Origin of the sequence: Asanoa siamensis (genome assembly GCF_016862555.1) — a bacterium.
Taxonomy (GTDB): Bacteria; Actinomycetota; Actinomycetes; order Mycobacteriales; family Micromonosporaceae; genus Asanoa; species Asanoa siamensis.
Genome location: NZ_BONE01000001.1, coordinates 225,828 through 252,767 on the forward strand (window position 1 = coordinate 225,828; position 26,940 = coordinate 252,767).

A 26,940-nucleotide genomic window follows, 5' to 3' on the forward strand; every position below is an offset into this window, starting at 1 on the left:
GGCGGCATCGTGCCCTGAGTCGGGCAGACCGCTGGAACTACCACGATCGGGGCGTTCCCCACCTCGGGGGGCGCCTCGATCGCGCAACGGGCGTCATCGGGCGGATACCCTCGCTGGAGGCGGCGCAGGCGATCGGGAGGTGGCGCGTGGCATCCGAGCACAAGCTGACCATCAGCACGGACGCACACGGCCACACCGCGGGCTGGGCCGAGGCCGAGCTCGACGCGGCGCTCGCGGTCGACGTCGACAAGAGCGCGGCCGCCTTCTTCGACATCGACAACACGATGCTGCAGGGCGCCTCGATCTACTGGGTCGCCCGCGGGCTCGCCGCCCGGCGCTACTTCACCACCACCGACCTCGCCCGGTTCGCCTGGCAGCAGGCCCGCTACCGGCTGCTCGCCGCCGAGCACGCGGGCGACGTGTCGTCCGCCAAGAAGGTGGCCCTGGCGTTCATCGAGGGCTGGCGGGTCGACGACATCGAGCGGCTCACCGAGGAGATCTTCGACGAGCTGATGGCGCCGCGGATCTGGTCGGGCACCCGGGCGCTCGCCCAGCTCCACCTCGACTCCGGTGAGCGGGTCTGGCTGGTCAGCGCCGCGCCGGTGGAGATCGGCCGGGTGATCGCGCAGCGGCTCGGGCTGACCGGCGCGATCGGCACGGTCGCCGAGGTGGTCGACGGCGCCTACACGGGCCGGCTGGTCGGTGACCTCATGCACGGGCCGGCCAAGGCCGACGCGATCCAGCAGCTCGCCAACGTCGAGGGGCTCGACCTGCGGCGGTGCTCCGCCTACAGCGACTCGATCAACGACCTGCCGATGCTCTCCGCGGTCGGCAACGCGGTCGCCGTCAACCCCGACGCCGCGCTGCGCCGGGCCGCCCGGGAGCAGGGCTGGGACCTGCGCGACTTCCGTACGGGCCGCAAGGCGGCCAAGGTGGCGGTGCCGTCGACCCTGGCCGCGGGGCTGCTGGCCGGCGCGATCACGACGGTCCTCGCGGCCCGCCGCCGGCGCCGCGCCGGCTGAAGGAACGGTCCGTTGTTAACGCTTTCGCCATAGGAACGGTCCGTTCTTAACAGTGGGCCCGAGCGCGAGGTTAAGAATGGGCCGTTCCTATACGGAAACCGTTAACAACGGACCGTTGCTTTCGCCTCAGCGGCCGAAGGGGTCGGGGCGCCGCTCGAGCAGCGTGTGCAGGGTCTGCTGGATCGTCTCGCGCACCTGGTCGGCCAGGTTGAACACGACCAGCGGGTCGTCGGCCTGGTCCTGCAGGTGCGCGGTCGGGATCGGCGCGGAGAACTCGATCAGCCACTTGCTCGGCAGCGGCACCATGCCCAGCGGGCCGAGCCACGGGAACGTCGGCGTCACCGGGAAGTAGGGCAGGCCGAGCAGCCGGGCCAGCGGCTTGATGTCGGCGAGCATCGGGTAGATCTCCTCGGCGCCGACGATCGCGGCCGGCACGATCGGGGTGCCCGTGCGCAGGGCCGCGGAGACGAAACCGCCCCGGCCGAAGCGCTGGAGCTTGTAGCGCTGCGCGTACTGCTTCCCGACGCCCTTGAAGCCCTCGGGGAAGACGCCCACGAGCTCGCCGGTGCGCAGCAGCCGCTCGGCGTCGGGGTTGCAGGCGACCGTGCCGCCGGACTTGCGGGCGAGCTCCGAGACGATCGGCATGCGGAAGACGAGGTCGGCGCCGAGCAGCCGGAGGTGCCGGTGGTTGGGCGTGCGGTCGTTGAGCGCGGTGGCCAGCATCAGCGCGTCGAGCGCGACCGTGCCCGAGTGGTTGCCGACGACCAGGGCCGGGCCGTTGGCCGGCAGGTTCTCGACGCCGTAGACCTCGGTGCGGAACCAGTCGCGGTAGAGCAGCCGCAGCAGCGGCAGGAACACCTTGTCGGTCAGCTCGGGGTCGAAGCCGAACTCGTCGACCTCGTAGTCACCGGCCAGCCGGCGGCGCAGGAAGGCGAGCCCGCGGGCGACCCGGTCGTCCCAGACGTCACCCGGGTGGTCGAGGACCGCCGGCGGCGGCGGGGCCTTGTGCCCGTTGCGCGCGGCGCCGTTGGTCGACGGCGAGTCGACGACGAACTCGGTGGTCGGCAGGATCGTCGGCCGGACGGTGCCGTTGGTCTTCTGCGCCGGCGCCCGGCGGGCGGCCTTGCGCGTGGACTTGCGTGGCGGCCGGTCGGGCCGGTGGTCGTCGTTCATGCCTTCTCCTGCACGGTCGCGCGGGCCTGCCGGATCCCGTCGAGGATCGCCCGCTCCGCGATGGCCAACTGCTCCCGGGCGAGCACCGCTCCACCGCGGTGGCCGGAGACGAAGTCGTCGAACGCGTCGGCGGTGCTGCGCGGGGTGTAGTCGAACTCCTCGACCAGCCGCGTCGTGTCGACCACCCGGCCGTGCACGAACAGGTCGACCTGGTCGAGCCCGTAACCGCTGCGGCCGAGGTTGCGGACCAGGTTGGAGGCGGCGGACAGGCCGGGTTCGAGCACGGGCACGGGGATGCGGCCGGCCCGGCGGATGGCCTGGGACAGCGAGAGCACACCGGCGCCCGCGACGTTGAACGTGCCGGCGTGGTCGTCGACCACCGACCGGTGCACGATCTCCAGCGCGTCCTCGATGTGCAGGAACTGCAGGCGCGGGTCGCGGCCGAGCACGGTCGGCACCACCGGGCGGGCGAAGTAGCGGGTCAGCGTGGTGTCGGCGTTCGAGCCGATGAACGGCGCGAAACGCAGCACGGTGGCCGTGACGTCGGGGCGGCGGCGCCGGAAGCCGCGGACGTAGCCCTCGATGTCGAGGATGTCGCGGGCGAAACCGCCGCGCGGCACCTCCCGGGGCTCGGTGTCCTCGGTGAACACCGCCGGGTCGCGGAACGACGCGCCGTAGGCGGCCGTGGAGGAGCGCATCACCAGCTTGCGCAGCCGCGGCGCCTGCTGGCAGGCCGCGAGCAGCTGCATCGTGCCGATGACGTTCTGCTCTTTCATCGCGGCCCGCCCGCCGTGCCGCTGGTCGGGCGCGGTGATCAGCGCGAGGTGGACCACCGCCTCGGCCTCGAGGTCGGCGATCACGGTGCTGGCCGAACCGGCGTCACCACGCACCTGCTCGACACCGTCGAGCAGGTGGGCGAACTCGGGTGGCGGCGCGTGCGGGTCGAGCCCGACCACGCGGCCGATCCGGTCGTCAGCGGCCAGCCGGGCGGCCACGTGCGCGCCCAGGAACCGACTGACGCCGGTGACGACAACCGAGCCTGTCGGTCGCGACCTCACGTTGGCCTCCGGTCAAGGATCAGGAGGGTGCCGCGCGGACGCGCCCGGGCCGATGACCTCGACGGACCCGGGCCGATGGCCCGGGTCGCGACGTCAGGCCCGGGTTCGCGTCACTTGCCGAGACGACGACGCTGGACGCGGGTCTTGCGCAGCAGCTTGCGGTGCTTCTTCTTGGCCATACGCTTGCGGCGCTTCTTGACCACCGAGCCCATACGACAGCCCTCTCCCAGTGAACGTGCGACATGCGCCGGACGACACGGGGAAGTGAAGGCCGACGACGATCTGACATCGGACCCGACCCGGCTCGTGGACGCATGAGCAGCACAGCGGGGTCGCAATCGCGATCCAGGGTACGCGTCGCCCGACACGGCGACCAAGGCGACCCCGGCCACGGGGCTTGCGCAGCCCCGTGGCCGGCTCCTTGGTCACTCTTATGCGGACTCTTGGAACGCGCCGCGTAGGTATTCGTTCACGGCGTGCTCGGGAACCCGGAACGATCGACCGACGCGCACCGCGGTGAGATCACCCGAATGCACCAAGCGGTAGACCGTCATCTTCGACACCCGCATCAATGTCGCCACCTCGGCGACCGTGAGGAACTTGACCTCCGACAGCCTGTCGGCTTGTGGTGATCCTGCCATGGCTCACCAACCAATCCATCCCCGGCGCGCGCCGTCAGTCGCGCGTGTAACTAGTACGGTAGCGGTGCCGCTGTTACCGGCGCGATGCCTTCGCGGGTTTGATCATGATCCGTCAAGCCAACTCACCGAGTTTTCCCGAAATTTACCCCTAAAGGGGACATTTTGCGGGCCTCGATCGGGCGTGATGCGGGCCGCAGAGTCGCCGAATCGGCGAACCGGGGCGCCGGGTCAGCGAACCGCAGCGCGCACAGCGGCCACACACTGCGCATTCAGCACAGACCAGGGCTCGCCGAAAACCTCCCGGCTGGCCTCGTCGATCGACATCCGCTCATGGGTGAGGGCCTTCATGAACGCCAGCACGTCGGGCTCGCCGAACCGCTCCGCGAGCTGCCGCACGGCCAGGTAGCCGATGCCGTAGGCGCCGGCCACCTCCCAGTCGGCCGCCCCGTCGGCGATCTTCAGGTCCTCCAGCGGCCCGGCCCACCCGCGCTCCCGGACGACCTTGCGGACCTCCTGGATGCCCTCGTAGGACTGCGGCGCCGCCCCACCGGACGCGGCCAGCTCGGCGATCCCCTCCACCAGCCACCAGGCGGACGTCGGGAACCCGTTCGGCGGCATCGTCGAGGCGTGCGTCATCTCGTGCCGGAGCAGGTCGTCGAGGTTGTTGCGCTGCGGCGCGGCCGCGTTGATGACCACGTCGACCTGGCGGCCGCCGACGGGCAGCGCGTAGCCGGCTGTCCAGGACGGCCGGCTGCCGCCGAACCAACGCTTCCACTGCGCGGTGCCGGCGTAGAAGACCTCGTAGTGCGCCGGCGGCGGCCCGCCCACGGCGTAGCGGTCGGCGACCACCGCGGCCTTCTCGGCCTCGGCCAGCACGGTCGGCAGCTGCTTGCGCAACGCGGGCGTGGTGGCCACCATGACCCGCTTGCCGGTCGCGACGACGAGCTGGTCGACCTCCCACGGGCGCGGGCCGTCGTAGGTGGACATGGACGGCTCGATGCCGACCAGCTTCAGCCCGGCGGTGGTGTCGGTCCAGACCGTGCCGTACGTGATGGTCATCGGCTTGCAGTCGGGCTCGACGAAGCAGTGCTCGACCTCGACCAGCGTGCGCCACCGGCGCGCCCCGACCGACGACGGGATCGAGTCGGCCGAGGGCACCCACCGGGTGACCTTCATGCCGCGCAGCGAGGCGAACTGGGCCTTCAGCGTGGCGCCGGCGGGGCTGGCCGGGTCGGCCGCGGCGAGGAACCCGGCCTGGTCGCCGGCGAGCAGCGCGGTGCCCTGGGCGGCCAGCGCCGTGCCGATCCGCTCGCGCAGCCAGGCGGCGGTGACCCTGTCGGGGTCGCCCGCGACCGGGCTGCTGGCCGGCGCGACGCCGGGGCCGGGCGCCGCCGGCCAGGCCGGCGAGTCGAGCCCACGGAACACCATGACTCCGACCCCGACCGGGGCGACGCACAGCACGAGCGCGGCGACCAGGCCGAGGGGAAGCCACAAGGATCTCCGCCGGCGTGGTGCAGCCGGCGCACCTGTCTCCTCAGCCATCCGGGCGAGATTACGGCCGGACACCCGATCAGGGGATCAGCCGTACGGCCGAGTTACTTTCGCGATTTGACGGCGCGGGCGAAGAACAGGAGGTTCGCCGGGCGCTCGGCCAGCCGCCGCATCATATAGCCGTACCAGTCGTCGCCGTACGGCACGTAGACCCGCACCGTGTAGCCCTCGCCGGCCAGCCGGCGCTGCTCGTCGGGGCGCACGCCGTGCAGGAGCTGGAACTCGAACTCGTCGGGCGCGCGGTCGAACCAGCGGGCCCGGTCCTCACCGATCGCGATCAGCCGCGGGTCGTGGGTGGCCAGCATCGGGTAGCCCTCACCGGACATCAGGATGTTCATGCAGCGCACGTACGACTTGTCGACGTCGAGCGGCGACTGGAAGGCGACGGACTCGGGCTCCTTGTAGGCGCCCTTGCACAGCCGCACCCGGGACCCCATCGTGGCCAGCTCCCGGCAGTCGGCCTCGGTGCGCCGCAGGTAGGCCTGCACGACGGCGCCGGTGGTCGGGTAGTCGAGCCGCAGCTTGGCCAGGATCTCCAGGGTGGAGTCCGTGGTGGTGTGGTCCTCCATGTCGAGGGTCACCGTCGTGCCCGCGTTGGCCGCGGCGGCACAGATCTGCCGCGCGAGGTCGTACGAGAGCTGCTCGTCGAACTTCTGGCCCAGGGCGGAGAGCTTGACGCTGACCTCGGCGGCCGGGGTCAGCTTGGCCCCGGCGAGCGCGGCGAGCAGCGAGAGGTACTCGTCCTTGATGGCCGTCGCCTGGCCGGGGTTGACGGTGTCCTCGCCGAGGTGATCGAGCGTGACCGCCAGCCCGTCACCGACCAGGTCGCGGGTCGCGTGCAGAGCGTCATCGGCGGTGATGCCGGCGATGAACCGATGGACGACGTCCCGGGTCAACGGAGCCGTCTCGACGAGCCGCTCGACCCGGGATGACCGGGAGGCGGCGAGGATGACCGAACGGAGCATGACGGCAGCGTAACGCCCGTGCGCGGGACTCTCGCGGCGAGCTGGGCAGCTCACCATGATCACTAAGCGGAAGGGCACGGTCGCGGAGTGACCCGACGGACGAGGCACCGGAGTGCCGCGTCGTCTACGGTTGTCGGGTGAACTTCGATGCGTATGCGCGCACCGCCGTTGACCTGGTCAACGCCCCGATGGAGGGCATCGACGACCTGCGGGCCGTGTTCATCGCGGACAACGCGTGGATGTGCGACGCCGTCACCGAGCGTGACGTGACTACCTTCCGCCGCGCCCAGAAGAGACTGCGCGACGTCTTCCGGTACGGCAGCGCCGGCGAGGACACCGAAGCCGTCGAGGAGATCAACGCACTCCTCAAGGACCATCCGGTGCAGCCCCGCATCTCCGGCCACGACGCCAGCGACTGGCACATGCACGTGACCAGCCGCGGTTCGTCGGCGAGCTCCGAATACCTGGCGGCCGCCGTCTGGGGCCTCGCGGTCTGGCTGTGCACCCACGGCAGCGCCCGGTTCGGGGTGTGCGCCGACGAGCGCTGCGGCAACGTCTACCTCGACACGTCGTCCAACAACTGCCGGCGGTTCTGCTCGGAACGCTGCGCCACCCGCTCGCACGTCGCGGCGCACCGCGCGCGCAAGCGGGCCACGCTGGCCGCGGTCTAGACCTTCGCCGGAGCCGGCAGGTGGGCGCGGGCGAACTCGAGCGCCGCGCCCAGGTCGGCCTCGCGGATCGAGCGGCTCTTGGCACCCCGGGTGTTGACCTCCACGGCGATCGAGCCGCGGAAGCCACGCCCGGCCAGTGACTGGAGCAGCTCGCCGCAGGGCTGGTTGCCGCGCCCGGGCACGAGGTGCTCGTCGCGCCCCTCGCCGCTGCCGTCGCCCAGGTGCACGTGCTTGAGACCCTCGCCCATCGAGTCGGCCATGGCCAGCGCGTCGACCCGGGACGCCGCGCAGTGCGACAGGTCGAGCGTGTAGGCGTCGAAACCGGTCTCGGTCGGGTTCCAGCCCGGCTGGTAGGGCACGAACTCGCGGCCGGCCATGCGTACCGGGAACATGTTCTCGATCGCGAAGGTCAGGTCGCTGTGCTTGTGCGCGATCCGCTCGAGCCCCGGCTGGAACGACCGGGCGTAGTCGCGCTGCCAGGTGAACGGCGGGTGCACCACCACGGTCGGCGCCTCCACCGCCTCGGCGAGCTCGGCCGCGCGGCGCAGCCGCTCCCAGGGGTCGGAGCTCCAGACCCGCTGGGTGACGAGCAGGCAGGGCGCGTGGACGGACAGGACGGGCACGCCGTAGTGGGCGGCCAGCCCGCGCAGGGCGCCGGCGTCCTGGCTCACCGCGTCGGTCCAGACCATCACTTCGACGCCGTCATAGCCCAGACGCGCGGCCATCTCGAAAGCGGCCGCGGTCGGCTCGGGGAAGACCGAAGAGCTTGACAGCAGTACGGGGGTGCGCGAGGTCACGACTGTCAGGGTAGTCCTAGGTGTCCTCGGCCACCCGGACGAGCCACCCCAAAATCGCCAGTTTAAGCCGATTCAAGCTGATCGAGGCGCCGGAGGATCACGCCTTCGCGCAGCGCCCAGGGGCAGATGTCGACCGAGTCCACCTGCAGGCGCCGCAGCACCGCCTCGGCGACCACCGCACCGGCCAGCAGTTGGTGCGACCGGCTGGCGCTGACCCCTTCCAACTCGTAGACCTGGCGCGGCGGGATCAGCCGGACGAAGCCGAGCACCTGGCGCAGCCCCTGGGCGGGCAGCGCGCGCGGCTCCCAGAGCCCCTGCCGGGACGGCGCCGAACCGGCCAGCCGGGCCAGCGTGCGGAAGGTCTTCGAGGTCGCCACGGCCCGGTCCCACTTGACGTCGGCCAGCTTGGAGCCGGCGTGGTCGAGTTGCTTCTCCACGTACGCCTGGAGGTCGTCGACGGCCTTGGGCGACGGCGGCGTCGAGGTGTCGTGGTCGACCCCGAGCCGCTCGCGGCTGAGCCGGCCCGCACCCAGCGGCAGCGACATCGCGACGTCCGGCGTCTCGTCGATGCCGGCCGCGATCTCCAGCGAGCCACCGCCGATGTCCAGCACCAGCAGGCGGCCGGCCGACCAGCCGAACCAGCGGCGCACGGCGAGGAAGGTCGCCCGGGCCTCGTCGGCGCCGGAGAGCACCTGCAGGCGTACGCCGGTCTCCTTGCGCACGCGGTGCAACACGTCCTGGGAGTTGGTGGCGTCCCGGACCGCGGAGGTGGCGAACGCCAGCAGGTCGTCGGCGCGCAGCCGGCGGGCGCTCGCCTGCGCGTCCTTGACGGCCTTGACCAGCGCGTCGGCGCCGGCTTTGGTGAGCGCGCCGTCGGGCCCGATCTGCTCGGCCAGCCGCAGCACGGCCTTCTCGGAGTGTGCCGGCCACGGGTGCGCGCCGTGGTGCGCGTCCACCAGCAACAGGTGAACGGTGTTGGATCCCACGTCGAGCACGCCGAGCCTCATGCCCGCACCCTATGACGGGGCCCGGCGCGCCGTGCGGCACGCCGGCGCGTTCGTGATCCGGGCGTAGGCTTGTTCGGTGCCAGCACGCCGCCAGCTTCGCGTCCTCGTCGACTCGCCGGACGATCCCCGCAGCCGCGAGGTGGACCTCGACTTCCCGCGCGAGTGGGTCGAGTTCTTCGACCCCGATGACCCCAAGCACCTCATCCGCGCCGACCTGACCTGGCTGCTCTCGCGCTGGACGTGCATCTTCGGCAAGGGCTGCCACGGCATCATCGAGGGCCGGGCGGCCGACGGCTGCTGCTCGCACGGCGCGTTCTTCACCGACTCCGACGACGAGTCCCGGGTCCGCGCGGCGGCCAAGAAGCTGACGCCCGAGACGTGGCAGCACTACCGGCGCGGGTTCAAGAACTACACCGAGATGGACACGGTCGACGGCAAGACCCCGGCCCGGCGCACGGCGACACAGGGCCCCGACGGCCCGTGCGTGTTCCTCAACGACCCGGATTTCCCGGCCGGCGGCGGTTGCGCGCTGCACGCCCAGGCCCTGCGCGACGGCGTGCACCCGCTGGAATACAAGCCCGACGTGTGCTGGCAGCTCCCGGTGCGCCGCGACCAGGACTGGCACAAGCGCCCCGACGGCACCAAGATCCTGATCACCACGCTGACCGAGTTCGACCGCCGCGGCTGGGGCTCGGGCGGCCACGACCTGCACTGGTGGTGCACGTCGTCACCGGAGGCCCACGTCGGCCGCGAGGCGATGTGGCAGTCCTACGAGCCGGAGCTGATCGCCCTGATCGGCAAGGCGGCCTACGCGAAGCTGGCGGAGATGTGCGCGACCCGCGCCCGCCGCGGCCTGGTCGCCCCGCACCCGGCCGACCCGAAGCGCCGCGCCCCCATCGCCGCCAACGGCGACCAGACGGGCAGCGCCGAGCCCGCCCGCCCGGTCAAGAAGCGTTAGGCCTACGGCTCGAACTTGTAGCCGAGGCCGCGGACCGTGACGATGAAGCGGGGGGTCGAGGGCTCCGGCTCGACCTTCGAGCGCAGGCGCTTCACGTGCACGTCGAGGGTCTTGGTGTCGCCGACGTAGTCCGCGCCCCAGACCCGGTCGATGAGCTGGCCGCGGGTGAGCACCCGGCCCGCGTTGCGGAGCAGCAGTTCCAGCAGCTCGAACTCCTTGAGCGGCAGCTGCACGGCCGAGCCGTCGACCGTCACCACGTGGCGCTCGACGTCCATCCGGACCGGGCCCGCGGACAGCGTCGGGACGTCCGGCTCGGTCGTCTCCGTGCCCTGCCGGCGCAGCACCGCCCGGATGCGGGCGACCAGCTCGCGCGGCGAGTACGGCTTGGTGACGTAGTCGTCGGCACCGATCTCCAGGCCGACCACCTTGTCGATCTCGCTGTCCCGGGCGGTGACCATGATGATCGGCACCCGGGAGCGCGAGCGGAGCTGGCGGCAGACCTCGGTGCCGGACATCTCCGGCAGCATCAGGTCGAGCAGGACGATGTCGGCGCCGGTCCGGTCGAACTCGGTCAGCGCCGAGGTGCCGGTCGGTGCGACCGAGACCTCGAAACCCTCCTTGCGCAGCATGTACGAGAGGGCATCGGAGAACGACTCTTCGTCCTCGACCACGAGCACGCGGGCCACGGACTTTCCTTCCTTACCGCTCGGATCAGCTCGACTGAGGCGATCCGGACACGATCTCAATAGAGGGGGGTAGCGGGAGGGCGGCGTCCGGCGGACTGGCCGGAAGCCGGAGGGTGAACGTCGAACCCTCCCCCAGTGTGCTGACGACGTCGATGCGGCCACCGTGGTTGGTGGCGATGTGCTTGACGATCGCGAGGCCGAGCCCGGTGCCGCCGGTGGCCCGGGAGCGCGCGCGGTCGGCGCGGTAGAACCGCTCGAAGATCCGGTCGACCTCGTCGGGCGCGATGCCGATGCCCTGGTCGGTCACCGAAAGCATGACCGAGTCCTCGTCCAGACCGGTCGTGATGGTGATCCGGGTCTCTTCCTTCGAGTACGCGATCGCGTTCTCGACCAGGTTGGCCAGCGCGGTGGCCATCTGGCTGTCGCTGCCGTAGACGGTGAGCCCGCGCTTGCCCTCGACCACGACCTCGATCTCGCGCGCCGAGGCGGTCGTCCGGGTGCGGTCGATGACCTCGGCGACGACCCAGTCCAGCGCGACCGGCTCCGGGTCGGGCAGCGGGTCGGCGCCCTGCAGCCGGGTCAGCTCGAGCAGCTCGTTGACGAGGCGGCCGAGCCGGGTGGACTCGTGCTGGATCCGCACGGCGAACCGGCGGGCGGCGGCGACGTCCTCCTCGGGGCCGGCGCCGGGCTGCGGGCCCACGTTGGTCGTGTCGGTGGCGTCGAGCAACGCCTCGGCCAGCAGTTGGAGGGCGCCGATCGGGGTCTTCAGCTCGTGGCTGACGTTGGCGACGAAGTCGCGCCGCACCCGGCTGACCCGGTGCGACTCGGTGACGTCGGCCGCCTCGACCGCGACGAAGTTGCCGCCCAGGCCGACGGCGCGCAGGTGCACGCCGAGCGGGTCGGTGTCGCCGCGCGGCATGTCGAGCTCGACCTCGCGGCGGACGCCGGAACGACGGACCTGGCCGGCCAGGGTACGGATGATCGGGTGCGCGACGATGCTGCCCGGGGTGCCCTCGGAGCGCAGCAGGCCCATCGCCCGCGCGGCCGGGTTGACCAGCACCACCGTGTCGTCCCCGTCGAGCACCACGACGCCGACCCGGAGCGAGTCGAGGCTCTTTCGACCCAGCCCAGGTTGCGGATCGTGCATCGCCTGCCTTCCCTCGCCAGCAGCGCGGGTAGCGGCGACGGGCGCTGATCCCCGCCGCCTGACGCGCGGGATCAGCGATCCGGCGGCGAAGCCCGCCAACAGACTGACGCACACGCCAGCCACGATCGCCCATTCCACGAGGCGATCGTAGGGTCATTGTTAACGAACGGGCTGGTCGGGCCGGGCAAACCGGGCGCGTATCGCACAATGTTCACCGGCCGGCTCAGTTCCGTTCACTGGCGTTCTGTGGCGTACACCTACGGTGAACCGGACATAAGTCGAAGCGTGACCGGATATTACCCGCCGGTCACACCAGCCGCGACCGACACACCGTCCTTCAGGAGCACCGAGATGGCCTTGCGCGAAGAGTTCCGCGCCGATCTGCACATCGTCAGCCAGTTGCTGGTCGACATGGCCGAGGCGGTCCGCACCGCGATGAGCGAGGCGACCAAGGGACTGCTGCACGCCGACCGGCCCGCGGCCGAGGACGTCGTCGCCCGCGACGCCGAGGTCGACGCGCTCTACCAGCAGGTCGAGGAGCGGGTCACCGACCTGATGGCCCGCCAGGCACCGGTGGCCAGCGACCTGCGGGTCCTGATCACCGCCCTGCAGGTGGCCGCCGACCTGGAGCGGATGGGAGACCTGGCCGAGCACGTGGCCAAGACCGCCCTGCGCCGCCACCCGTCCCCCGCGGTCCCGGCCGAGCTCCGGCCGGTGTTCACCGCCAAGGCCGAGGTCGCCGACAAGATGGCCGCCAAGATCGCCCAGGTGCTGTCGAAGCTCGACACGGTGGGCGCGGCCGAGCTCGAGTCCGACGACGACGTGATGGACGACCTGCACGTCGACCTGTTCAAGGTGATGCTGAGCCCCGACTGGCCGTACGGTGCCGAGACCGCGATCGACGGCGCGCTGCTGGGCCGGTTCTACGAGCGCTTCGCCGACCACGCGGTAAACGCGGGCCACCACGTCATCTACCTGGTAACCGGCGAGCAGGTTTGATGGTTCGGTCGCTTCGCGGCGCCGAGTAGCTCGCGTGGTGCGGCGCCGTCCGGCCCTTGCTTCGCTCGGCCGGACGACGCCGCACCACGCGAGCGCGCCACTACGCTCCCTCACGTGGCCGGGCGTCGTCCGGCTTGCGGTCTGACCGCCGGTTTGCGGTTGGCCCACCTGGGGTCACCGCTACGGGTCACTGCCGTTGGTTACCTTCCCTGGTTGGCTACCGCGGCCGCGGCTTCCTTCGCTGCCTCGGGGTCCAGGTAGGCGCCCCCTGTGGTGATCGGCCTCAGGTTTTCGTCCAGGTCGTAGCGCAGCGGGATGCCGGTCGGGATGTTCAGCTTGGCGATCGCCTCGTCGGAGATGCCGTCGAGGTGCTTGACGACCGCGCGCAGCGAGTTGCCGTGCGCCGCGACCAGGACCGTCTTGCCGGCCAGCAGGTCCGGGACGATCGCGTCGTACCAGTAAGGCAGAGTGCGGACGAGCACGTCCTTGAGGCACTCGGTGGCCGGCATCAGCTCCGGCGGCAGGGCCGCGTAGCGCGGGTCGCCGGTCTGCGCCCACTCGTCACCCGGGTCGATCGGCGGCGGCGGCACGTCGTACGAGCGGCGCCAGAGCATGAACTGCTCCTCGCCGTACTCCTCGAGCGTCTGCTTCTTGTTCTTCCCCTGGAGCGCGCCGTAGTGCCGCTCGTTGAGCCGCCACGACCGGCGCACCGGGATCCACGACCGGCCGGCCTCGCCGAGCGCGAGCTCGCTGGTCCGGATCGCGCGGCGCAGCACGCTGGTGTGCACCACGTCGGGCAGCAGGTCGTGCTCGCGCAGCAGCGCGCCGCCGCGGCGGGCCTCGGTCTCGCCCTTGTCGGTCAGGTCGACGTCCACCCAGCCGGTGAACAGGTTCTTCGCGTTCCACTCGCTCTCGCCGTGCCGGAGCAGCACCAACGTCCCCACAGTCATGCCGCCATCCTCGCGCAGCGAGCTGAGCAGCCCGCAACCGCCCGGCGTGACGACCGCCATGCGGTAATCCGCGTGACGGGAGTGGGCACCGCAATTTAGGTTGCGTAAGGCCGTCGCGGATTGACGGTCATTACCAAGGGGGGCCTTGAGTGGTACGAAGCTGGCTGTGCGAGACAACGGGTGGACTGCCGCGGACCTTCTGGTACCTCTGGTGCGGCACCCTGGTCAACCGGCTCGGCGGCTTCGTCCTGATCTTCCTGACGGTCTACCTGACCAAGGAACGCGGCTTCAGCGACATCCAGGCCGGCCTGGTCGTCGGCCTGTGGAGCGCCGGCGGCGGCATCGGCACGATGGTCGGCGGCGTCCTGGCCGACCGGGTGGGTCGCCGGCCGACGCTGTTGCTCGCGCACACCGGCGGCGCCGCGATGATGGTGCTGCTCGGCTTCTCCCGCCCGTTTGTCATGATCGCCGTGGTGGCGTTCGCGCTCGGCATGTTCGCCGAGGCGGCCCGGCCGGCGTTCGCGGCGATGATGGTCGACGTCGTGCCCGACCGCGACCGGGTCCGGGCGTTCTCGCTCAACTACTGGGCGATCAACCTGGGCTTCGCCTCCGCCGCGATTCTCGGTGGCTTCGCCGCCCACCTCGACTACCTGCTGCTCTTCCTGATCGACGCGGCCGCCACGCTGATCACCGCGGCGATCGTGTTCATCAAGATCAAGGAGACCCGGCCCGCCGGGGCCCATCTCTCGGCGCACGCCGCCCAGGGCGGCCTCGGCATGGTGCTGCGCGACCGGGTGTTCCTGATCTTCACGTTCGTCAACCTGCTCGCCGCGGTCGTCTTCCTCCAGCACATCTCGATGCTGCCGATCGCGATGACCGACGACGGTCTCTCCTCGTCGACGTTCGGCTGGGTGATCGCCCTCAACGGCGTGCTGATCGTGCTCGGCCAGTTGTTCATCCCCAAGCTGATCGCCGGGCACAGCCGGGCCCGGGTGCTCGCGGTCGGCACGATCGTGCAGGGCATCGGCTTCGGCCTGACCGCGGTGGCCGGCAGCGCCTGGCTCTACGCGATGACCGTGCTGGTCTGGACGCTGGGCGAGATGGTCTACTCGCCGTCCTCGGCGGCGACCATCGCCGACCTGGCACCCGCCTCGGTCCGCGGCCGCTACCAGGGTGTCTTCTCGCTCTCGTGGTCGATCGCCGGCTTCACCGCGCCCGTGGCCGGCGGTTTCGTGCGCGACCTGCTGGGCAACAGTGCACTGTGGATCGGTTGCGCCCTGGTCGCCTTCCTGGCGGCGGCGATCAACCTGGCCGCCGGCCCCGCCCGCGAGCGGCGCACGGCGGCACTCGCGGCCGCCCGGGTGCCGGCGCCGCCGCGCGCCACGGTCGAGCCCGCGCCGCCCGGGGTGATCAGCGACACGTTGGCGCCGACCTCGTCGGCTTCGTAGCGTCCTTTCGTAAGGCTTCTTAACTGAGAGGGCGGCGGGCTGTGCGGGCCTGGTTGCGGAACACCGCGGGCGGCCTGCCCCGCACCTACTGGTACCTCTGGTCCGGCATGCTGATCAACCGGGTCGGCGCCTTCGCGATGCTGATCATGTCGGTCTACCTGACCGACGAGCGCGGTGCCTCGGTCAGCCTGGCCGGCCTGGTCGTCGGCGGCTACGGCATCGGCGGCGTCGCCGGCACGCTGCTCGGCGGCGTCCTCGCCGACCACTGGGGTCGCCGCGCCACCCTGTTCTGGGCCCACACCGTGGCGGCGGCGCTGATGGCGGCGCTGGCCTTCGCGCACCACCTGGCCGTGATCGCGGTGCTCACCGTGCTGCTCGGCATCGTGCACTCGATGCCGATGCCGGCGTTCGTCGCGGCGATCGTCGACGTGGTCCCGGCGGAGCGCCGGTCGCGCGCGTTCAACCTGCAGTTCTGGTCGTTCAACCTGGGCATGGCCGCGGCCGGGTTGCTGGCCGGTGTGCTCGCCCAGGTCAGCTACCTGGTGCTGTTCCTCGCGGACGCCGGCGCGACGGCGGTCACCGCGATCGTGATCGCCTGGAAGGTGCCGGAGACGTTCCGCCGGCGCGACGCCGCCTCCACGAACGGTGGCCTGCTGACCGCCCTCACGGACCGCACGTACCTGGTGTTCGTCGGGCTGACCCTGCTGCTCGCCGTGCTGTCCACGCAGACGTCGACGATCATGCCGCTGGCGATGCTGTCCGACGGGCTGAGCCCCGCCGCGTACGGGACGGTGGTCGCGATCAGCGCCGCCCTGATCGTGGTCGGCCAGCTGTTCGTACCCCCGCTGATCGACGGGCGCCGCAAGCACACCGTGCTGGCCGCCGCGCTCCTGCTGATCGGCGTCGGCTTCGGCGCGCTGGCGTTCGCCGACCACCTCGCGGTCTACCTGATCGCGGCGGTGATCTGGACGATCGGCTCGATGCTGGCCGCCCCGCCCAACGCGGAGGTCAACGCCGAACTGGCGCCGGAGGAGCTGCGCGGCCGCTACCAGTCGGTGTTCGCGCTGACCTTCCCGGCGGCCGCGTTCCTCACCCCGGCCCTCGGCGGGCTCAGCCTGGAGCGCCTCGGTGACTGGCACTGGATCGTGGTCGGCGCGCTCGGCGTCGCCGCCGCGGGCGGCCATCTGCTGACGGGCCCGGCCCGCGACCGCGAGGCCGGCCGCCGGGCCCGCCCGGCCCGTGAGCTAGAACGCGTAGCGGGCTGACGCCGCCGGCAGACCCGCCGCCGGCACCAGGTGCACGACCGCTCCGGACAGCAGGTCGGACGAACCGGGCACCGTGCGCACCACCTGACCGGTGAGGTCGACCACCGCAAGCGCGTCGCGGTCGCGGACCACAAGGTGGTCGTCGTCGTACCACCCGGCGACCCCGGACGCCGCGAACTCCCGGGTGACGGCCCCGGACCGCAGATCGACGATCCTCACCCGCCGGTTCGGCGACTCGTCGACAGCCACCGCGCGGCGCCCGTCCGGCGACACATCCGCGGTGGTCCGGACAATCGCGGTGCCCTCGAACGCGACCGTTCGCAGGGTCCTGCCGCTCAGGTCGTAGAACCGGATGCCGACGGTCCGGTCGGGATCCGACTCGGCGCCCGAGCTGGAGAGGGTACGCCCGACGGTCCGGCCATCGCGGCTCCAGAAGAAGCCGAGTCCGCGAGCGTTGAGCGACTGCACATCGGGCACGGTCACGAACGGGCCTTCGTCGAAGGTCGTCGCGTCGACCACCGTGAAGCCTCCGGGCACGTCCTTGCCGATCGAGCTGATCAGCACCTGCCGGCCGTCCGGTGACCACTCCACCCCACGGGACTGGCTGCCGTAGGAGGCCACCCAATGGACGGGACCGCCGGCGCCGTCCATGATCCCCCCACGCTCGGCGTCAGCGACGAAGAACCGCTTCCCGTCCGGGGCCGGCACCGCAACCTCGTACGACATCTTCCGGTACTGGCCGGTGGCCCGGTCGAGCACGTAGGAGCCGCCGTTCGGTGGCCAACCGCCGGCGGACCCCGGCGTTGCCCGCGCATAGGCGGACACCACGACCCGCGACGCCGGCTGCGGGGAGGCCGAGTCATCCGGGCTGATCGACGGCGTCGGCGCGATGGGCACGGGCGTGCTGTGCCGGTCCGGCCGGAGCGCGAGTGGCACCGCGACCGACACCGCCACCACCACGGCGGCCACGGCCCCCAGCGCTATCCGGTTGCGCCGCCGGCGCTCGGCGAGCCGGATCGACCTGGCGGCCAGGTCGGGTGGCGGCGACACGTCGGTCAGCTCGCGCAGGGCGCGGCGCAGTTCCCGGGTCATCGCCGCTCCTCCATCAGCTCGGGCGCCAACTCCGGGCACAGGATCCGCAGCCGCTCCAGCCCACGGGCGGCCAGGCTGCGCACGGTCGCCGGCCGGCAGCCCACCAGCTCGGCGATCTCCTCGTCGGGAAGGTCCTCGAGATAGCGCAACACCAGCACGGCCCGATGCCTCGGGCTCAGGCGCCTCAACGCCTCGCGGAGCGCCAGTCGCAGGTCGACGCCCGCGGTCCCGTCGGCGACCCGACGCTCGGGCAGCCGCTCGCTGGCCAGCTCCCGCCCGAAGCTGGGCCGCCGGAACCAGTCGATCTGCTCGCGGCACATCGCCTGGCGCAGATAGGCCTCCGGATTGCCGTTCCGTACCCGGCCCCAATGCCGGTAAGCCTTGGCCAAGGCCGATTGCAGCAGGTCCTCCGCCTGCTGCGGGTGCCCCGTCAGCCCCATCGCGAACCGGAACAGCCCCGCGGACCGGTTCGCGACGAAGACGCTGAAGTCGTGCCGCGTATCAGCGTCCACGCGAACTCCGTCGATCCACGCCGATAAGAACGTGAAGGCCGTCGAGCCTGTTGCAGGTTCAGGCGGATTCTCTGATGATCAGCTCTGTCGGCAGCATCGTGACCGGCTCGATCTCCTCGCCCGCCACCAGCCGCATGAGCTGCCGGGCCATCTCGCGGCCGATCTGCTGGATCGGTTGGCGCACCGTGGTCAGTGGCGGCTCGGTGTAGCGCGCCATCTCGATGTCGTCGAAGCCGATCACCGCGACGTCGTCGGGCACCCGTCGTCCGGCCTCGCGCAGCACCCGCAGCGCGCCGTGGGCCATCAGGTCGGAGGCCGCGAACACCGCGTCGAGCTTGGGGTCGTCGTCGAGGAGCTGGCGCATCGCGACGGTGCCGGACTCCCGGGTGAAGTCGCCGATCGCCACGATCGAGCGCCGGTCGGAGTCGCGCAGCGCCTGCCGGTAGCCGGTCAGCCGGTCGATGCCGGCCGGCATGTCCTGCGGCCCGGCGATCGTCGCGACCCGCTTGCGGCCCGACGCGAGCAGGTGCTGGACCGCGGAGACCACGCCGCCGATCTGGTCGACGTCGACGTAGGGCACCTCGACGGTGGCCCGGCCGAGCGGGCGGCCGCTGCAGACCACCGGGATGCCCATCCGGATCAGCGCGGCCGGCAGCGGGTCGGCGCCGTGCATCGAGGCGAACATGACGCCGTCGACGTGCCGGCTCATCGTGTAGCGCTCGACCCGGTCGTGGCCGGCCGTCGAGCCGGCGATCAACAGCACGAGCTGCTTGTCGGCCGCGTCTAGCTCCATGGAGACGCCGCGGATGACGCCGTGGAAGAACGGGTCGTCGGAGAACACCCGGGTCGGCGTCTCCGGCAGGATCAGCGCCGCCGAGTCGGTGCGCTGGGTGACCAGGCTGCGCGCGGCGAGGTTCGGCACGTAGCCCAGCTCGCGGACCGCGCGCCGGACCGCCTCCTGGATCGGCTCGGCGACCGTCGTCGACCCGTTGACGACGCGCGACACGGTCGCCCGGGACACGCCTGCCCGGCGCGCCACCGCCTCCAGCGTCGGCCGCTCCCGCGTTCCGTTCTTCGCCCTGGTCACGGCGTCACCCCGTGCGTAACGCCGTCAGGAGCGTCGGGTCACCGCTGACCACCAGCACGTCGAAGCCCACCCGGCCGTAGAGCGCCAGCAACACGTCGCTCGCGGTGCCCTCGGCCTGCACGCGGGCCGGCGGCTCGTCGGTGTCGAGGAGCGTGTCGGTGTCGAGCAGCGCGACGCCCTCGCCGCGCAGCCGGACCAGCCACTCCTGGTCGGTGTCGGCCGCGAAGAGGTGCACCACGCCGTGCGGGCGTTCCTCGCTGCGGCGTCGGCCGGCCGGCAGCCAGCTGTCGAGCACCTCGGAGATGCCGTCGGCGGCCAGCTTCGCCTCGATCGGCTCGCTCGCGGCCAGCGCCATCTGGGCGTCCCAGCGGTGCACGGCCGACTCGTGGGCCATCCGCCGGTGCCAGAAGACGGCCTTCTTGGACTGCGGTGCCCAGTTCCACACCGGAGCCTCGGGGTCGGCCGCGTCCAGGGTGGCGAGCAGGCTGTCGTAGCGCATCTGCCACCAGGCCAGCGCCGCCTCGCCGGCCGGGGCGTCGGCGGGGTGCTGGCGCGGATCCGGCCGCTCGGTGCCGCCCCGCTCGACCAGCCGGGTCACCCACTCGTAGCAGCTGCCCAGGTGGTGGATCAGGTCGGTGACCGTCCAGCCGGGGCAGGACGGCACCTGCTGGTCCGGTGGGGCCTGGGCCACCGCCGCGGCGAAGGCGGCCCCCTCCGCGCGCAGCCCGCCGAGCCAGAAGTCCTTGGTGCCGTGCAGTCTGGTCATCGGGAGCTCCTTGGTTGCCAGGCCGGACCGTCGCCACATGTGCCGGGGCCTCTCAGCCTAGGGTGAACACCGTGCCAGACGTTAGCGCCGAACCCCCGACCGCCGCCGACCCGCTCGCTCCGCGGGCGTTGGCCGAGTTCACCACGCTGCGGCTGGGCGGCCCCGCGGGCCAGGTGCTGGTGGCCGAAAGTCCGGATCAAATCGTGCAAATGGTACGCGCGACCGCACCCGCCATGATTCTGGCCGGCGGCAGCAACGTGGTGGTCGCCGACGACGGTGTCCCCGGCCCGGTGGTGCTGATCCGCTCACGCGGTGTCGAGGTCGTGTCGTCCACCGCCGCCGAGGTCGTGGTCCGGGTGGCAGCCGGCGAGCCGTGGGACGAGTTCGTCGCGGCCACCGTCGACGCCGGCTGGTCGGGCGTCGAGTGCCTCTCCGGCATCCCGGGCTCGGCCGGCGCCACCCCGATCCAGAACGTCGGCGCCTACGGCCAGGAGGTCGCCGAGACGATCACCGGCGTCGAGGTCTACGACCGGGTCGACGACACGGTGCGCCGGATGACGCCGCCGGAGTGCCGGTTCGCCTACCGCACCAGCCTGTTCAAGCACAGCGACCGCTGGGTGGTGCTCTCGGTCGACTTCCGGCTGGCCCGCTCCACCGAGTCCGCGCCGGTCCGCTACGCCGAGCTCGCCAGGGCGCTGGCGGTGACCCAGGGCGACCGGGTGCCGCTGGCGCAGGCCCGGGCGGCCGTCCGCGCGCTGCGGGCCGGCAAGGGCATGGTGCTCGACCCGGTCGACCACGACACCTGGTCGGTGGGGTCGTTCTTCACCAACCCGGTGCTCGACGCGGCCGCCGCCGACCGCCTGCGCACCCGCGCCGCCGGCAGCGCCGAGCCGCCCGCCTGGCCCGCGCCGGGCGGTCTGGTCAAGGTCAGCGCGGCCTGGCTGATCGACAAGTCCGGCTTCACCAAGGGCTACGGCGGCCGGGGCGGGGTGGCCATCTCCGGCAAGCACACGCTCGCACTGACCAACCGCGGCCAGGGCAGCACCGCGGCGCTGCTCGACCTGGCCCGGGAGATCCGCGACGGCGTGCACGCGCGGTTCGGCGTCACGCTGCACCCGGAACCGGTCCTGGTGAACTGCACCCTGTGAAGCGAAGGGGGCCCGCGGCGCCTCGCGGCGCGCGGACCCCCTTCTGTGACCCCCACTGGACCCCCGGGTACGCACCGGGCTGGGGGTGTTGAACTCAGGCCTCGAAGCGGCGCCGGCGGTAGAACGCGGCCCAGGCGGCGATGACCGCACCGAGCAGCAGCACGCCGCCGCCGACCCCGGCGAGCACACCGGCGTCCGCACCGGTCTGCGGCAGCGTCGGCACGGGCTCCGGCGTCACGGGCTCGTCGACCGGCGTGGTCGGCGTGTCGGTGGGCGTGCAGTTGTAGCCCTGGGTCGTGGTGTCGCAGTCGTTGGGTGCCGCGTACGCGGCGGGCGCCGCCTGCGCCGCGGCACTGCTCAGCGCGACCGCCGGGACCAGCAGCGCGAAACTGGCGAGAATGAGGGACAGCCGGTAACGCACAGCCTGTCCTCCCCGTCTGTGTGATGGGTCGTTGTCGAACGGCCCAACGAGGCGGTGGCGATTTAGGTGTCGTGTCCGGTTAGGAGAATTTTGTCACTGCTGACCAGGCCACGGTCATCTCGCCGAGCCGCCAGCGGGCTGGGCGGTCCAGCACCGGCCAGCCGCCGGCCTTGACCGCGGCCACCGCCCGCATCCAGCGCTGCCGGGCACCGAAGGTCGCGTACGGCGCCGCCGCCCGCCACCCGTCGTCCAGCGCCCGCAGCAGGTCGTGCACCGGCTCGCCCGGCACGTTGTGGTGGATCAGCGCCTTGGGCAGCCGCTCGGCGAGCGTCGCCGGTGTGTCCAGCGTGGACAGCCGGGCCGCCAGGGTGAGCGAGCGCGGCCCCGCACGGTCGAGGCACACCCAGGCGGCCAGCCGGCCCAGCTCGTCGCAGGTGCCCTCGACCACGATCCCGTCCGGCGCCAGCGCACCGGTCATCGTCGCCCAGGCCGGCGCGACCTGCGCCTCGTCGTACTGGCGCAGCACGTTGAGCACCCGCACCACCACCGGCCGCAGCCCGGCCAGCTCGAAGCCACCCCGGGCGAAGCTCAGCCCGGGCGGGTCGGCAGCCGGCGCGGCCGCGGCCACCCGCGCGGGGTCGATCTCCAGCCCGACCACCCGCACGCCGGGCCGCACCCGAGCCAGCCGGGCCCGCAGCTCGACCGCGGTCACCGGGGTGGCGCCGAACCCGAGGTCCACCACCAGGGGATCGGCGGCGTCCCGTAGCAGCGGGCCGGCGTAGGCCGCGATCCAGTTGTCCACCCGGCGCAGCCGGTTGGGATTCGTGGTCCCGCGGGTGACGACCCCCTGCGGCCGCTTGCTACGCGCGCGCTCAGCTCTGCCGCCCACTGTGCTAGCTGGTCGGCCTTTGCAGGCCGATCGGCCCTTTTGCCACCTTGTGCTGCGCGGCCTGGGCCAAGGGCCGGACAACCAGGCGGTCGACGTTGACGTGCTGCGGCCGGGTCGCGCACCAGGCGACACAGTCGGCGACGTCGTCGGCGGTCAGCGGCATCTCGACGCCCTCGTAGACCTGCGCGGCCCGCTCCGCGTCGCCCCGGAACCGGATCGTCGCGAACTCGTCGGTGCGCACCATGCCCGGGTCGATCTCGATCACCCGCACCGGGCGGCCGGCCAGCTCGAGCCGCAGCGTGCCGGTCAGCGCGGTCATGCCGTGCTTCGCGGCGCTGTAGCCACCCCCGCCCTCGTACACGATGAAGCCCGCGGTCGAGCTGACCATCACGATCGTGCCGGCCTGCGACGCCTCGAGCAGCGGCAGCAGCGCCTTGGTGACGCGCAGGGTGCCGAGCACGTTGACCTCGTACATCCATTGCCAGTCGGCGACCTCGCCACGCTCGACCGGGTCGAGGCCCAGCGCGCCGCCGGCGTTGTTGACCAGCACCGTGACCCGCTCGTCCGGGCCACCGCCCTCGCGACCCAGCGACTCGGCCAGGTCGGCCACCGCCTCGGCCAGCCCCGCGACCGACTCGTCGGAGGTGACGTCGCACGGCACGGCGACCGCGGACCCACCGGCGTCGGTGATCTGTGTCACAAGCTCGTCGAGCCGGTCGGCCCGGCGGGCGGCGAGGACGACGGTGAACCCTTCGGTGGCCAGGCGGCGGGCCGAGGCGGCCCCGATCCCGCTGGAGGCGCCCGTGACGATCGCGATCGGCATGCCGACAATCCTCTCGCATCGCGTGGCGCGCCTCACTCGCGGATGAAGTCCGTCACGTCGTCTACCGCCGGGTAGGCGTAACCGGGCGCGGATAGGGAAGATGTCGCCCGGGGGAGAGGTTTACACATGGGCGCCCGGCGATATCGGGCCCGTGCGGAAGGAGCAGATGTGGTGCAGGCGCCATCCGGCGTCGTACGGCAGGCAGGCCCCCGGCCCTGGCCCCTCCCCCGACGCATCGCCACGCTGTCCGTGCACACGTCACCCCTCGATCAGCCGGGCACCGGCGACGCGGGTGGCATGAACGTCTACGTCACCGAGGTCGCCCGGCGCCTCGCCGAGGCCGGCGTCGAGACCGAGATCTTCACCCGGGCCACCTCCAGCGACCTGCCGCACACGGTCGAGATGTCGCCCGGCGTGCTGGTCCGGCACGTGATCTCCGGCCCGTTCGAGGGCCTCGCCAAGGAAGACCTGCCGGCGCAGATGTGCGCGTTCGCCACGGGCGTGCTGCGCGCCGAGGCCGCCCACGCGCCCGGCTACTACGACCTCGTGCACTCCCACTACTGGATCTCCGGCCAGGTCGGCTGGCTGGCCCGGGAGCGCTGGGGCGTGCCGCTGGTGCACTCCGCGCACACGCTGGCCAAGGTCAAGAACGCCCAGCTCGCCTCCGGTGATCGGCCCGAGCCGCTGGCCCGCGTCGTCGGCGAGGAGCAGGTGGTCGCCGAGGCCGACCGGCTGGTGGCCAACACGACGTTCGAGGCGCGCGACCTGATCGACCGGTACGGCGCGGACCCCGACCTGGTCAGCGTCGTCGAGCCCGGCGTCGACCTCGACCGCTTCACCCCCGGCGACCAGCTCGCCGCCCGGCAGCGGCTGGGGCTGCCCGAGCGGGGCCACATCGTCGCCTTCGTCGGCCGCATCCAGCCGCTCAAGGCGCCCGACGTGCTGCTCGCCGCGGCCGCCGCGCTGCACGCCCGCGACCCGGAGATCGCCCGCGACCTGACCGTGGTGATCGTCGGCGGGCCCAGCGGCACCGGCCTCGACCGGCCCACCGCGCTGATCGAACTCGCCGCGTCGCTGGGCATCAGCCACGCCGTGCGGTTCCTGCCGCCGCAGACCGGCACCGCCCTGGCCGACGTCTACCGGGCGGCCGACCTGGTCGCGGTGCCGTCGTACAACGAGTCCTTCGGTCTGGTCGCGCTCGAGGCGCAGGCCTGCGGCACCCCCGTGGTCGCCGCCGCCGTCGGTGGGCTGGTCACCGCCGTCCGCGACGAGATCAGCGGCCGGCTGGTCGACGGGCACGACCCGGAGGACTGGGCCCGCGCGCTCGGCGGCCTGCTGGCCGAGCCCGGCCGGCGGGTCGAGCTGTCCCGCTGCGCCGTCCGGCATGCCAGCGAGTTCTCCTGGTCGCGCACGGCGAGCGGGCTGCTGGCGGTCTACGGTGGTGCGGTGACGGAGCATCGGGAGCGGCTGACGGCCCGGCTCGCGGGCGAGGCGGCGGCATTGGGCGCGGGCGCGATCACGTGGTGAGCCCCGCGGAGGTGGCGGCGCTGATCGAGCGGGTCTGCGCCGAGCGGGAGCTGGCCGTCGAGTCGACGGGCGAGCTGTCCTACGTGGTGACGCTGCCCGGCACCCACAAGCTCAAGACGACCTGCAACCTCATCGTGGGCGAGCACTCCTTACGCGTCGAGGCGTTCGTCATGCGCCAGCCCGACGAGCGGCGCGAGGAGCTCTGGGCCTGGCTGCTCCAGCGCAACGCCCGGATGTACGGCGTCGCGTTCTCCATCGACCAGGTCGGTGACGTGTACCTCACCGGCCGGGTGGGCCTCACCGGCGTCACCGAGGACGAGCTCGACCGGCTGCTCGGCGCCGTGCTCACGTATGCCGATGAATCGTTCGACACGATGCTCGAAATCGGCTTCGGCACGGCGATCCGGCGCGAATGGGAGTGGCGCGTCAAGCGCGGCGAGTCCACCGCGAACCTTCAGGCATTCACCCATCTCTTTCCCGAGTCCACACCTACCGAACGGTAAGGACCGATGTGATGGGCGAGACACGCGCTCTCGCTTGTCCACTGATCTCGCGAAGAACTAGCGTTCTAGTCAGCGCCACGCTCAAGGGGTTTCGGGGGAAGCCGAGCGAAAGCGTTGGGGGTGGTGGCCCGCCGTTGGGGGACGGCCGGCCACCTGAAAACCGGCGGAGAGCGGGCGACGCTTACGGGGGTGGGCGTCGTCTGCCCCGCCGGTTCGCTTTTTAAGCTGGTCGCGTGCCCCGCCCGCCGCAGATCTTCGCCGTCTCGCCCGTCGCCCCGCCGCCCGGTCAGCGCAGCGCCCTGCTCCACCACGCGATCTCGCTGACCGGCGTGCCCCGCGCCAAGGTCTGCTTCGTCACCACCGCCGTCGGCGACGACCCGGCCGCGATCGCCTCGCTGCACGAGGTGCTCCGCACCGCCGACGACGCGGAGGCGAGCCACCTCCAGCTCTTCCCGCAGCCCAACGTCCGCGACGTGCGGTCGTTCCTGCTCTCCCGCGACCTGATCTGGGTCAGCGGGGGCAGCGTGGTCAACCTGCTGGCGGTCTGGCGGGCGCACCGCCTCGACGAGATCCTGCGCGAGTGCTGGGACGCCGGCGTGGTGCTGGGCGGCGGCAGCGCCGGCAGCATCTGCTGGCACGCGGGCGGCACCACCGACTCGTTCTCCGACGACCTCGACCCGGTGACCGACGCGCTGCGCTTCCTGCCCTACAGCAACAGCGTCCACCATGACGCCACCAACCAGCCGCGCAAGGTCCTGTTCCAGCGGCTCGTCGACGACGGCACGCTGCCCGCCGGGTACGCGACCGACGACGGCACCGGCCTGCACTACGTGGGCACCGACCTCGTCGAGGCGGTGACCGCCCGGCCCGGGGCCGACGCCTACCGCGTGGAACCGGGCGTGCACCGGCCCCTGGGCGCCCGCCCGATCTAAGTCCTAGTCCGCCTGCAGTTCGGCCGGGCCGGTGCCGGCGGTCTCCGGCGCGGGCTCCGACTCCTCGAGGCTGCCGTACTTGGCCAGCATCAGGCTCGCCGCCACCGCGATCGCGAAGCCGACCGCCGCCACTGGGATGAAGCCGCGCCGGGTGCTGTCGCCCAGCGCGATCACCCCGACGACCGACGGCAGCACGGTCTCGCCGATCACCAGGCCGGCGGTGACGGTGGTGACCGAGGCCCGCTGCAGGCCGATCGTGTAGAAGACGAACGCCAGCCCGCCGGCCACCACCAGCGTGTAGATCTCCGGCCCCGTGAACCAGTCCACGAAGTCCACGTCGGAGATCGACCGCGCGGCCAGCGCCACGATGCCGAAGAACAGGCCACCCACGAGGCCGAGGGTGGCCGCCCGGAGCGGGTCCTTGAGCTTGAGGGCGGCGAGACCCAGCAGGGCCAGCACGGGTACGGAGATCGTCAGCCCGATCCGGAACGGCCACGACGGCGTGTCGGCGTTCTCGTGGCCGGCGGAGATGCCGAGCAGCGCGAGACCGACGCAGACCCCGGCGACCGCGGACCACTGCAGCGTGCCGAGGCGCAGCTTGAGCAGCGGGATCGCGACCACGGCGGTGACCGCCAGGCTCGCCGCCAGCGCGGCCTGCACCACGAAGATGGGCAGGCTGCGCAGCGCGATGAACTGGGCCACGAAGCCGGCGCCGTCCAGAGCCAGGCCCAGCAGGTACGGCCACTGGGCGAAGACGCGGATCAGCGACCGCGCGTCGACGTTCTCGGAGCCCGGTGCCCGGCGGGCCGCGATCGCCTGGAACACCGACGCGCAGCCGTAGCAGATCGCCGAGACGATCGCCAAGACCAGACCCATGCGCTGACGGTACGGCCGACGCCGGG

29 protein-coding genes are annotated in these 26,940 nt (G+C 72.2%); 10 read left to right on the forward strand and 19 right to left on the reverse strand.

Annotated features, from left to right (window positions below):
- The first annotated feature begins 146 nt into the window (after positions 1–146).
- Complete coding sequence (locus Asi02nite_RS01060; protein ID WP_203710144.1) at positions 147–1,022, forward strand: HAD family hydrolase; 876 nt, start codon at positions 147–149, stop codon at positions 1,020–1,022.
- Between the two features lie 126 nt (positions 1,023–1,148).
- Here Asi02nite_RS01060 and Asi02nite_RS01065 read toward each other — a convergent pair whose 3' ends face one another.
- The 6 genes from Asi02nite_RS01065 to Asi02nite_RS01090 form a co-directional block, all read right to left on the reverse strand.
- Positions 1,149–2,195, reverse strand: a complete 1,047-nt coding sequence (locus Asi02nite_RS01065) for a lysophospholipid acyltransferase family protein (RefSeq protein ID WP_239126381.1) — start codon at positions 2,193–2,195, stop codon at positions 1,149–1,151.
- Positions 2,192–3,253, reverse strand: a complete 1,062-nt coding sequence (locus Asi02nite_RS01070; protein ID WP_203710145.1) for an NAD-dependent epimerase/dehydratase family protein — start codon at positions 3,251–3,253, stop codon at positions 2,192–2,194. Before Asi02nite_RS01070 ends, Asi02nite_RS01065 begins: the two co-directional genes overlap by 4 nt.
- Before the next feature lie 110 nt (positions 3,254–3,363).
- A complete protein-coding gene (locus Asi02nite_RS01075; RefSeq protein ID WP_007465623.1) occupies positions 3,364–3,465 on the reverse strand; it encodes a 30S ribosomal protein bS22 in 102 nt (33 codons plus the stop codon).
- A gap of 219 nt (positions 3,466–3,684) precedes the next feature.
- Complete coding sequence (locus Asi02nite_RS01080; RefSeq protein ID WP_089253551.1) at positions 3,685–3,894, reverse strand: helix-turn-helix domain-containing protein; 210 nt, start codon at positions 3,892–3,894, stop codon at positions 3,685–3,687.
- Between the two features lie 228 nt (positions 3,895–4,122).
- Entirely contained in the window at positions 4,123–5,388 is a 1,266-nt protein-coding gene (locus tag Asi02nite_RS01085; protein ID WP_203710146.1) for a hypothetical protein, read from the reverse strand.
- A gap of 101 nt (positions 5,389–5,489) precedes the next feature.
- Positions 5,490–6,410, reverse strand: a complete 921-nt coding sequence (locus tag Asi02nite_RS01090; protein WP_203710147.1) for a proline dehydrogenase family protein — start codon at positions 6,408–6,410, stop codon at positions 5,490–5,492.
- A 137-nt stretch (positions 6,411–6,547) separates the two neighbouring features.
- Between Asi02nite_RS01090 and Asi02nite_RS01095 the strand changes: the two genes are divergently transcribed.
- Positions 6,548–7,081 carry a CGNR zinc finger domain-containing protein gene (locus Asi02nite_RS01095; protein WP_203710148.1) on the forward strand — a complete coding sequence of 178 codons (534 nt, stop codon included), beginning with the start codon at positions 6,548–6,550 and terminating at the stop codon, positions 7,079–7,081.
- Here Asi02nite_RS01095 and Asi02nite_RS01100 read toward each other — a convergent pair.
- Together Asi02nite_RS01100 and Asi02nite_RS01105 are read right to left on the reverse strand one after the other, a co-directional pair.
- A complete protein-coding gene (locus Asi02nite_RS01100) occupies positions 7,078–7,878 on the reverse strand; it encodes a sugar phosphate isomerase/epimerase family protein (protein WP_203710149.1) in 801 nt (266 codons plus the stop codon). The genes Asi02nite_RS01095 and Asi02nite_RS01100 overlap by 4 nt on opposite strands.
- Positions 7,879–7,940: 62 nt before the next feature.
- Positions 7,941–8,885 carry a Ppx/GppA family phosphatase gene (locus tag Asi02nite_RS01105; RefSeq protein WP_203710150.1) on the reverse strand — a complete coding sequence of 315 codons (945 nt, stop codon included), beginning with the start codon at positions 8,883–8,885 and terminating at the stop codon, positions 7,941–7,943.
- A gap of 76 nt (positions 8,886–8,961) precedes the next feature.
- Here Asi02nite_RS01105 and Asi02nite_RS01110 point away from each other — a divergent pair, with 76 nt between their 5' ends.
- Entirely contained in the window at positions 8,962–9,843 is an 882-nt protein-coding gene (locus Asi02nite_RS01110; RefSeq protein WP_239126382.1) for a DUF3109 family protein, read from the forward strand.
- A 2-nt stretch (positions 9,844–9,845) separates the two neighbouring features.
- Here the strand turns inward: Asi02nite_RS01110 and Asi02nite_RS01115 are convergent, their stop codons facing one another.
- Positions 9,846–10,529, reverse strand: coding sequence for a response regulator (locus Asi02nite_RS01115; protein ID WP_203710151.1), 684 nt, complete (start codon positions 10,527–10,529; stop codon positions 9,846–9,848).
- Positions 10,530–10,554: 25 nt separating this feature from the next.
- The gene (locus Asi02nite_RS01120) at positions 10,555–11,814 is read right to left on the reverse strand and encodes a sensor histidine kinase (protein ID WP_203710152.1); all 1,260 of its coding nucleotides are present in this window, start codon (positions 11,812–11,814) and stop codon (positions 10,555–10,557) included.
- A 219-nt stretch (positions 11,815–12,033) separates the two neighbouring features.
- On the opposite strand from Asi02nite_RS01120, the gene phoU reads away from it, so the two are divergent.
- Positions 12,034–12,675 (forward strand): phosphate signaling complex protein PhoU, encoded by a 642-nt coding sequence (gene phoU, locus Asi02nite_RS01125; RefSeq protein ID WP_203710227.1) that lies wholly within the window; start codon positions 12,034–12,036, stop codon positions 12,673–12,675.
- Positions 12,676–12,875: 200 nt separating this feature from the next.
- On the opposite strand, the gene Asi02nite_RS01130 is transcribed toward phoU, so the two are convergent.
- Positions 12,876–13,625: a phosphoglyceromutase gene (locus Asi02nite_RS01130; protein WP_203710228.1), complete on the reverse strand. Its 750-nt coding sequence runs from the start codon at positions 13,623–13,625 to the stop codon at positions 12,876–12,878.
- A 149-nt stretch (positions 13,626–13,774) separates the two neighbouring features.
- Here Asi02nite_RS01130 and Asi02nite_RS01135 point away from each other — a divergent pair, with 149 nt between their 5' ends.
- Both Asi02nite_RS01135 and Asi02nite_RS01140 read left to right on the forward strand, forming a co-directional pair.
- On the forward strand, positions 13,775–15,073 hold the full coding sequence (locus tag Asi02nite_RS01135; RefSeq protein ID WP_203710153.1) for an MDR family MFS transporter: 1,299 nt from the start codon (positions 13,775–13,777) through the stop codon (positions 15,071–15,073).
- Between the two features lie 41 nt (positions 15,074–15,114).
- Positions 15,115–16,338 carry an MFS transporter gene (locus Asi02nite_RS01140; protein WP_239126383.1) on the forward strand — a complete coding sequence of 408 codons (1,224 nt, stop codon included), beginning with the start codon at positions 15,115–15,117 and terminating at the stop codon, positions 16,336–16,338.
- Here Asi02nite_RS01140 and Asi02nite_RS01145 read toward each other — a convergent pair.
- The 4 genes from Asi02nite_RS01145 to Asi02nite_RS01160 are packed head-to-tail and all read right to left on the reverse strand — an operon-like array spanning position 16,318 to position 19,795.
- Entirely contained in the window at positions 16,318–17,430 is a 1,113-nt protein-coding gene (locus tag Asi02nite_RS01145; protein ID WP_203710154.1) for a WD40 repeat domain-containing protein, read from the reverse strand. The genes Asi02nite_RS01140 and Asi02nite_RS01145 overlap by 21 nt on opposite strands.
- Positions 17,427–17,942 (reverse strand): SigE family RNA polymerase sigma factor, encoded by a 516-nt coding sequence (locus Asi02nite_RS01150; RefSeq protein WP_203710155.1) that lies wholly within the window; start codon positions 17,940–17,942, stop codon positions 17,427–17,429. Before Asi02nite_RS01150 ends, Asi02nite_RS01145 begins: the two co-directional genes overlap by 4 nt.
- A 58-nt stretch (positions 17,943–18,000) precedes the next feature.
- Entirely contained in the window at positions 18,001–19,029 is a 1,029-nt protein-coding gene (locus Asi02nite_RS01155) for a LacI family DNA-binding transcriptional regulator (protein WP_203710156.1), read from the reverse strand.
- 4 nt (positions 19,030–19,033) lie between these two features.
- Positions 19,034–19,795: a maleylpyruvate isomerase family mycothiol-dependent enzyme gene (locus Asi02nite_RS01160; protein ID WP_203710157.1), complete on the reverse strand. Its 762-nt coding sequence runs from the start codon at positions 19,793–19,795 to the stop codon at positions 19,034–19,036.
- A gap of 71 nt (positions 19,796–19,866) precedes the next feature.
- Between Asi02nite_RS01160 and Asi02nite_RS01165 the strand changes: the two genes are divergently transcribed.
- Positions 19,867–20,943, forward strand: coding sequence for a UDP-N-acetylmuramate dehydrogenase (locus Asi02nite_RS01165; protein WP_203710158.1), 1,077 nt, complete (start codon positions 19,867–19,869; stop codon positions 20,941–20,943).
- Positions 20,944–21,037: 94 nt separating this feature from the next.
- On the opposite strand, the gene Asi02nite_RS01170 is transcribed toward Asi02nite_RS01165, so the two are convergent.
- The 3 genes from Asi02nite_RS01170 to Asi02nite_RS01180 form a co-directional block, all read right to left on the reverse strand.
- Positions 21,038–21,364 carry an LPXTG cell wall anchor domain-containing protein gene (locus Asi02nite_RS01170; RefSeq protein WP_203710159.1) on the reverse strand — a complete coding sequence of 109 codons (327 nt, stop codon included), beginning with the start codon at positions 21,362–21,364 and terminating at the stop codon, positions 21,038–21,040.
- Between the two features lie 79 nt (positions 21,365–21,443).
- The gene (locus Asi02nite_RS01175; protein ID WP_203710160.1) at positions 21,444–22,253 is read right to left on the reverse strand and encodes a class I SAM-dependent methyltransferase; all 810 of its coding nucleotides are present in this window, start codon (positions 22,251–22,253) and stop codon (positions 21,444–21,446) included.
- Between the two features lie 4 nt (positions 22,254–22,257).
- Positions 22,258–23,076: an SDR family oxidoreductase gene (locus Asi02nite_RS01180; RefSeq protein ID WP_203710161.1), complete on the reverse strand. Its 819-nt coding sequence runs from the start codon at positions 23,074–23,076 to the stop codon at positions 22,258–22,260.
- 168 nt (positions 23,077–23,244) lie between these two features.
- Here Asi02nite_RS01180 and mshA point away from each other — a divergent pair, with 168 nt between their 5' ends.
- The 3 genes from mshA (at position 23,245) to Asi02nite_RS01195 (ending at position 26,038) form a co-directional block, all read left to right on the forward strand.
- Positions 23,245–24,603: a D-inositol-3-phosphate glycosyltransferase gene (gene mshA / locus Asi02nite_RS01185; RefSeq protein WP_203710162.1), complete on the forward strand. Its 1,359-nt coding sequence runs from the start codon at positions 23,245–23,247 to the stop codon at positions 24,601–24,603.
- The gene (locus tag Asi02nite_RS01190) at positions 24,600–25,106 is read left to right on the forward strand and encodes a type III secretion system chaperone family protein (RefSeq protein WP_373312105.1); all 507 of its coding nucleotides are present in this window, start codon (positions 24,600–24,602) and stop codon (positions 25,104–25,106) included. Before mshA ends, Asi02nite_RS01190 begins: the two co-directional genes overlap by 4 nt.
- 233 nt (positions 25,107–25,339) lie before the next feature.
- On the forward strand, positions 25,340–26,038 hold the full coding sequence (locus Asi02nite_RS01195; RefSeq protein WP_203710164.1) for a Type 1 glutamine amidotransferase-like domain-containing protein: 699 nt from the start codon (positions 25,340–25,342) through the stop codon (positions 26,036–26,038).
- Between the two features lie 3 nt (positions 26,039–26,041).
- On the opposite strand, the gene Asi02nite_RS01200 is transcribed toward Asi02nite_RS01195, so the two are convergent.
- Entirely contained in the window at positions 26,042–26,914 is an 873-nt protein-coding gene (locus tag Asi02nite_RS01200) for a DMT family transporter (RefSeq protein WP_203710165.1), read from the reverse strand.
- Between the last annotated feature and the right edge of the window lie 26 nt (positions 26,915–26,940).

Bases quoted from the DNA above. Each gene is read 5' to 3' on its own strand.
- Asi02nite_RS01065 (WP_239126381.1), bottom strand. From the start codon at position 2,195: ATGAACGACGACCACCGGCCCGACCGGCCGCCACGCAAGTCCACGCGC.
- Asi02nite_RS01080 (WP_089253551.1), bottom strand. From the start codon at position 3,894: ATGGCAGGATCACCACAAGCCGACAGGCTGTCGGAGGTCAAGTTCCTC.
- Asi02nite_RS01160 (WP_203710157.1), bottom strand. From the start codon at position 19,795: ATGACCAGACTGCACGGCACCAAGGACTTCTGGCTCGGCGGGCTGCGC.
- Asi02nite_RS01130 (WP_203710228.1), bottom strand. From the start codon at position 13,625: ATGACTGTGGGGACGTTGGTGCTGCTCCGGCACGGCGAGAGCGAGTGG.
- Asi02nite_RS01075 (WP_007465623.1), bottom strand. From the start codon at position 3,465: ATGGGCTCGGTGGTCAAGAAGCGCCGCAAGCGTATGGCCAAGAAGAAG.
- Asi02nite_RS01090 (WP_203710147.1), bottom strand. From the start codon at position 6,410: ATGCTCCGTTCGGTCATCCTCGCCGCCTCCCGGTCATCCCGGGTCGAG.
- Asi02nite_RS01180 (WP_203710161.1), bottom strand. From the start codon at position 23,076: ATGCCGATCGCGATCGTCACGGGCGCCTCCAGCGGGATCGGGGCCGCC.
- Asi02nite_RS01200 (WP_203710165.1), bottom strand. From the start codon at position 26,914: ATGGGTCTGGTCTTGGCGATCGTCTCGGCGATCTGCTACGGCTGCGCG.
- Asi02nite_RS01105 (WP_203710150.1), bottom strand. From the start codon at position 8,885: ATGAGGCTCGGCGTGCTCGACGTGGGATCCAACACCGTTCACCTGTTG.
- Asi02nite_RS01145 (WP_203710154.1), bottom strand. From the start codon at position 17,430: ATGACCCGGGAACTGCGCCGCGCCCTGCGCGAGCTGACCGACGTGTCG.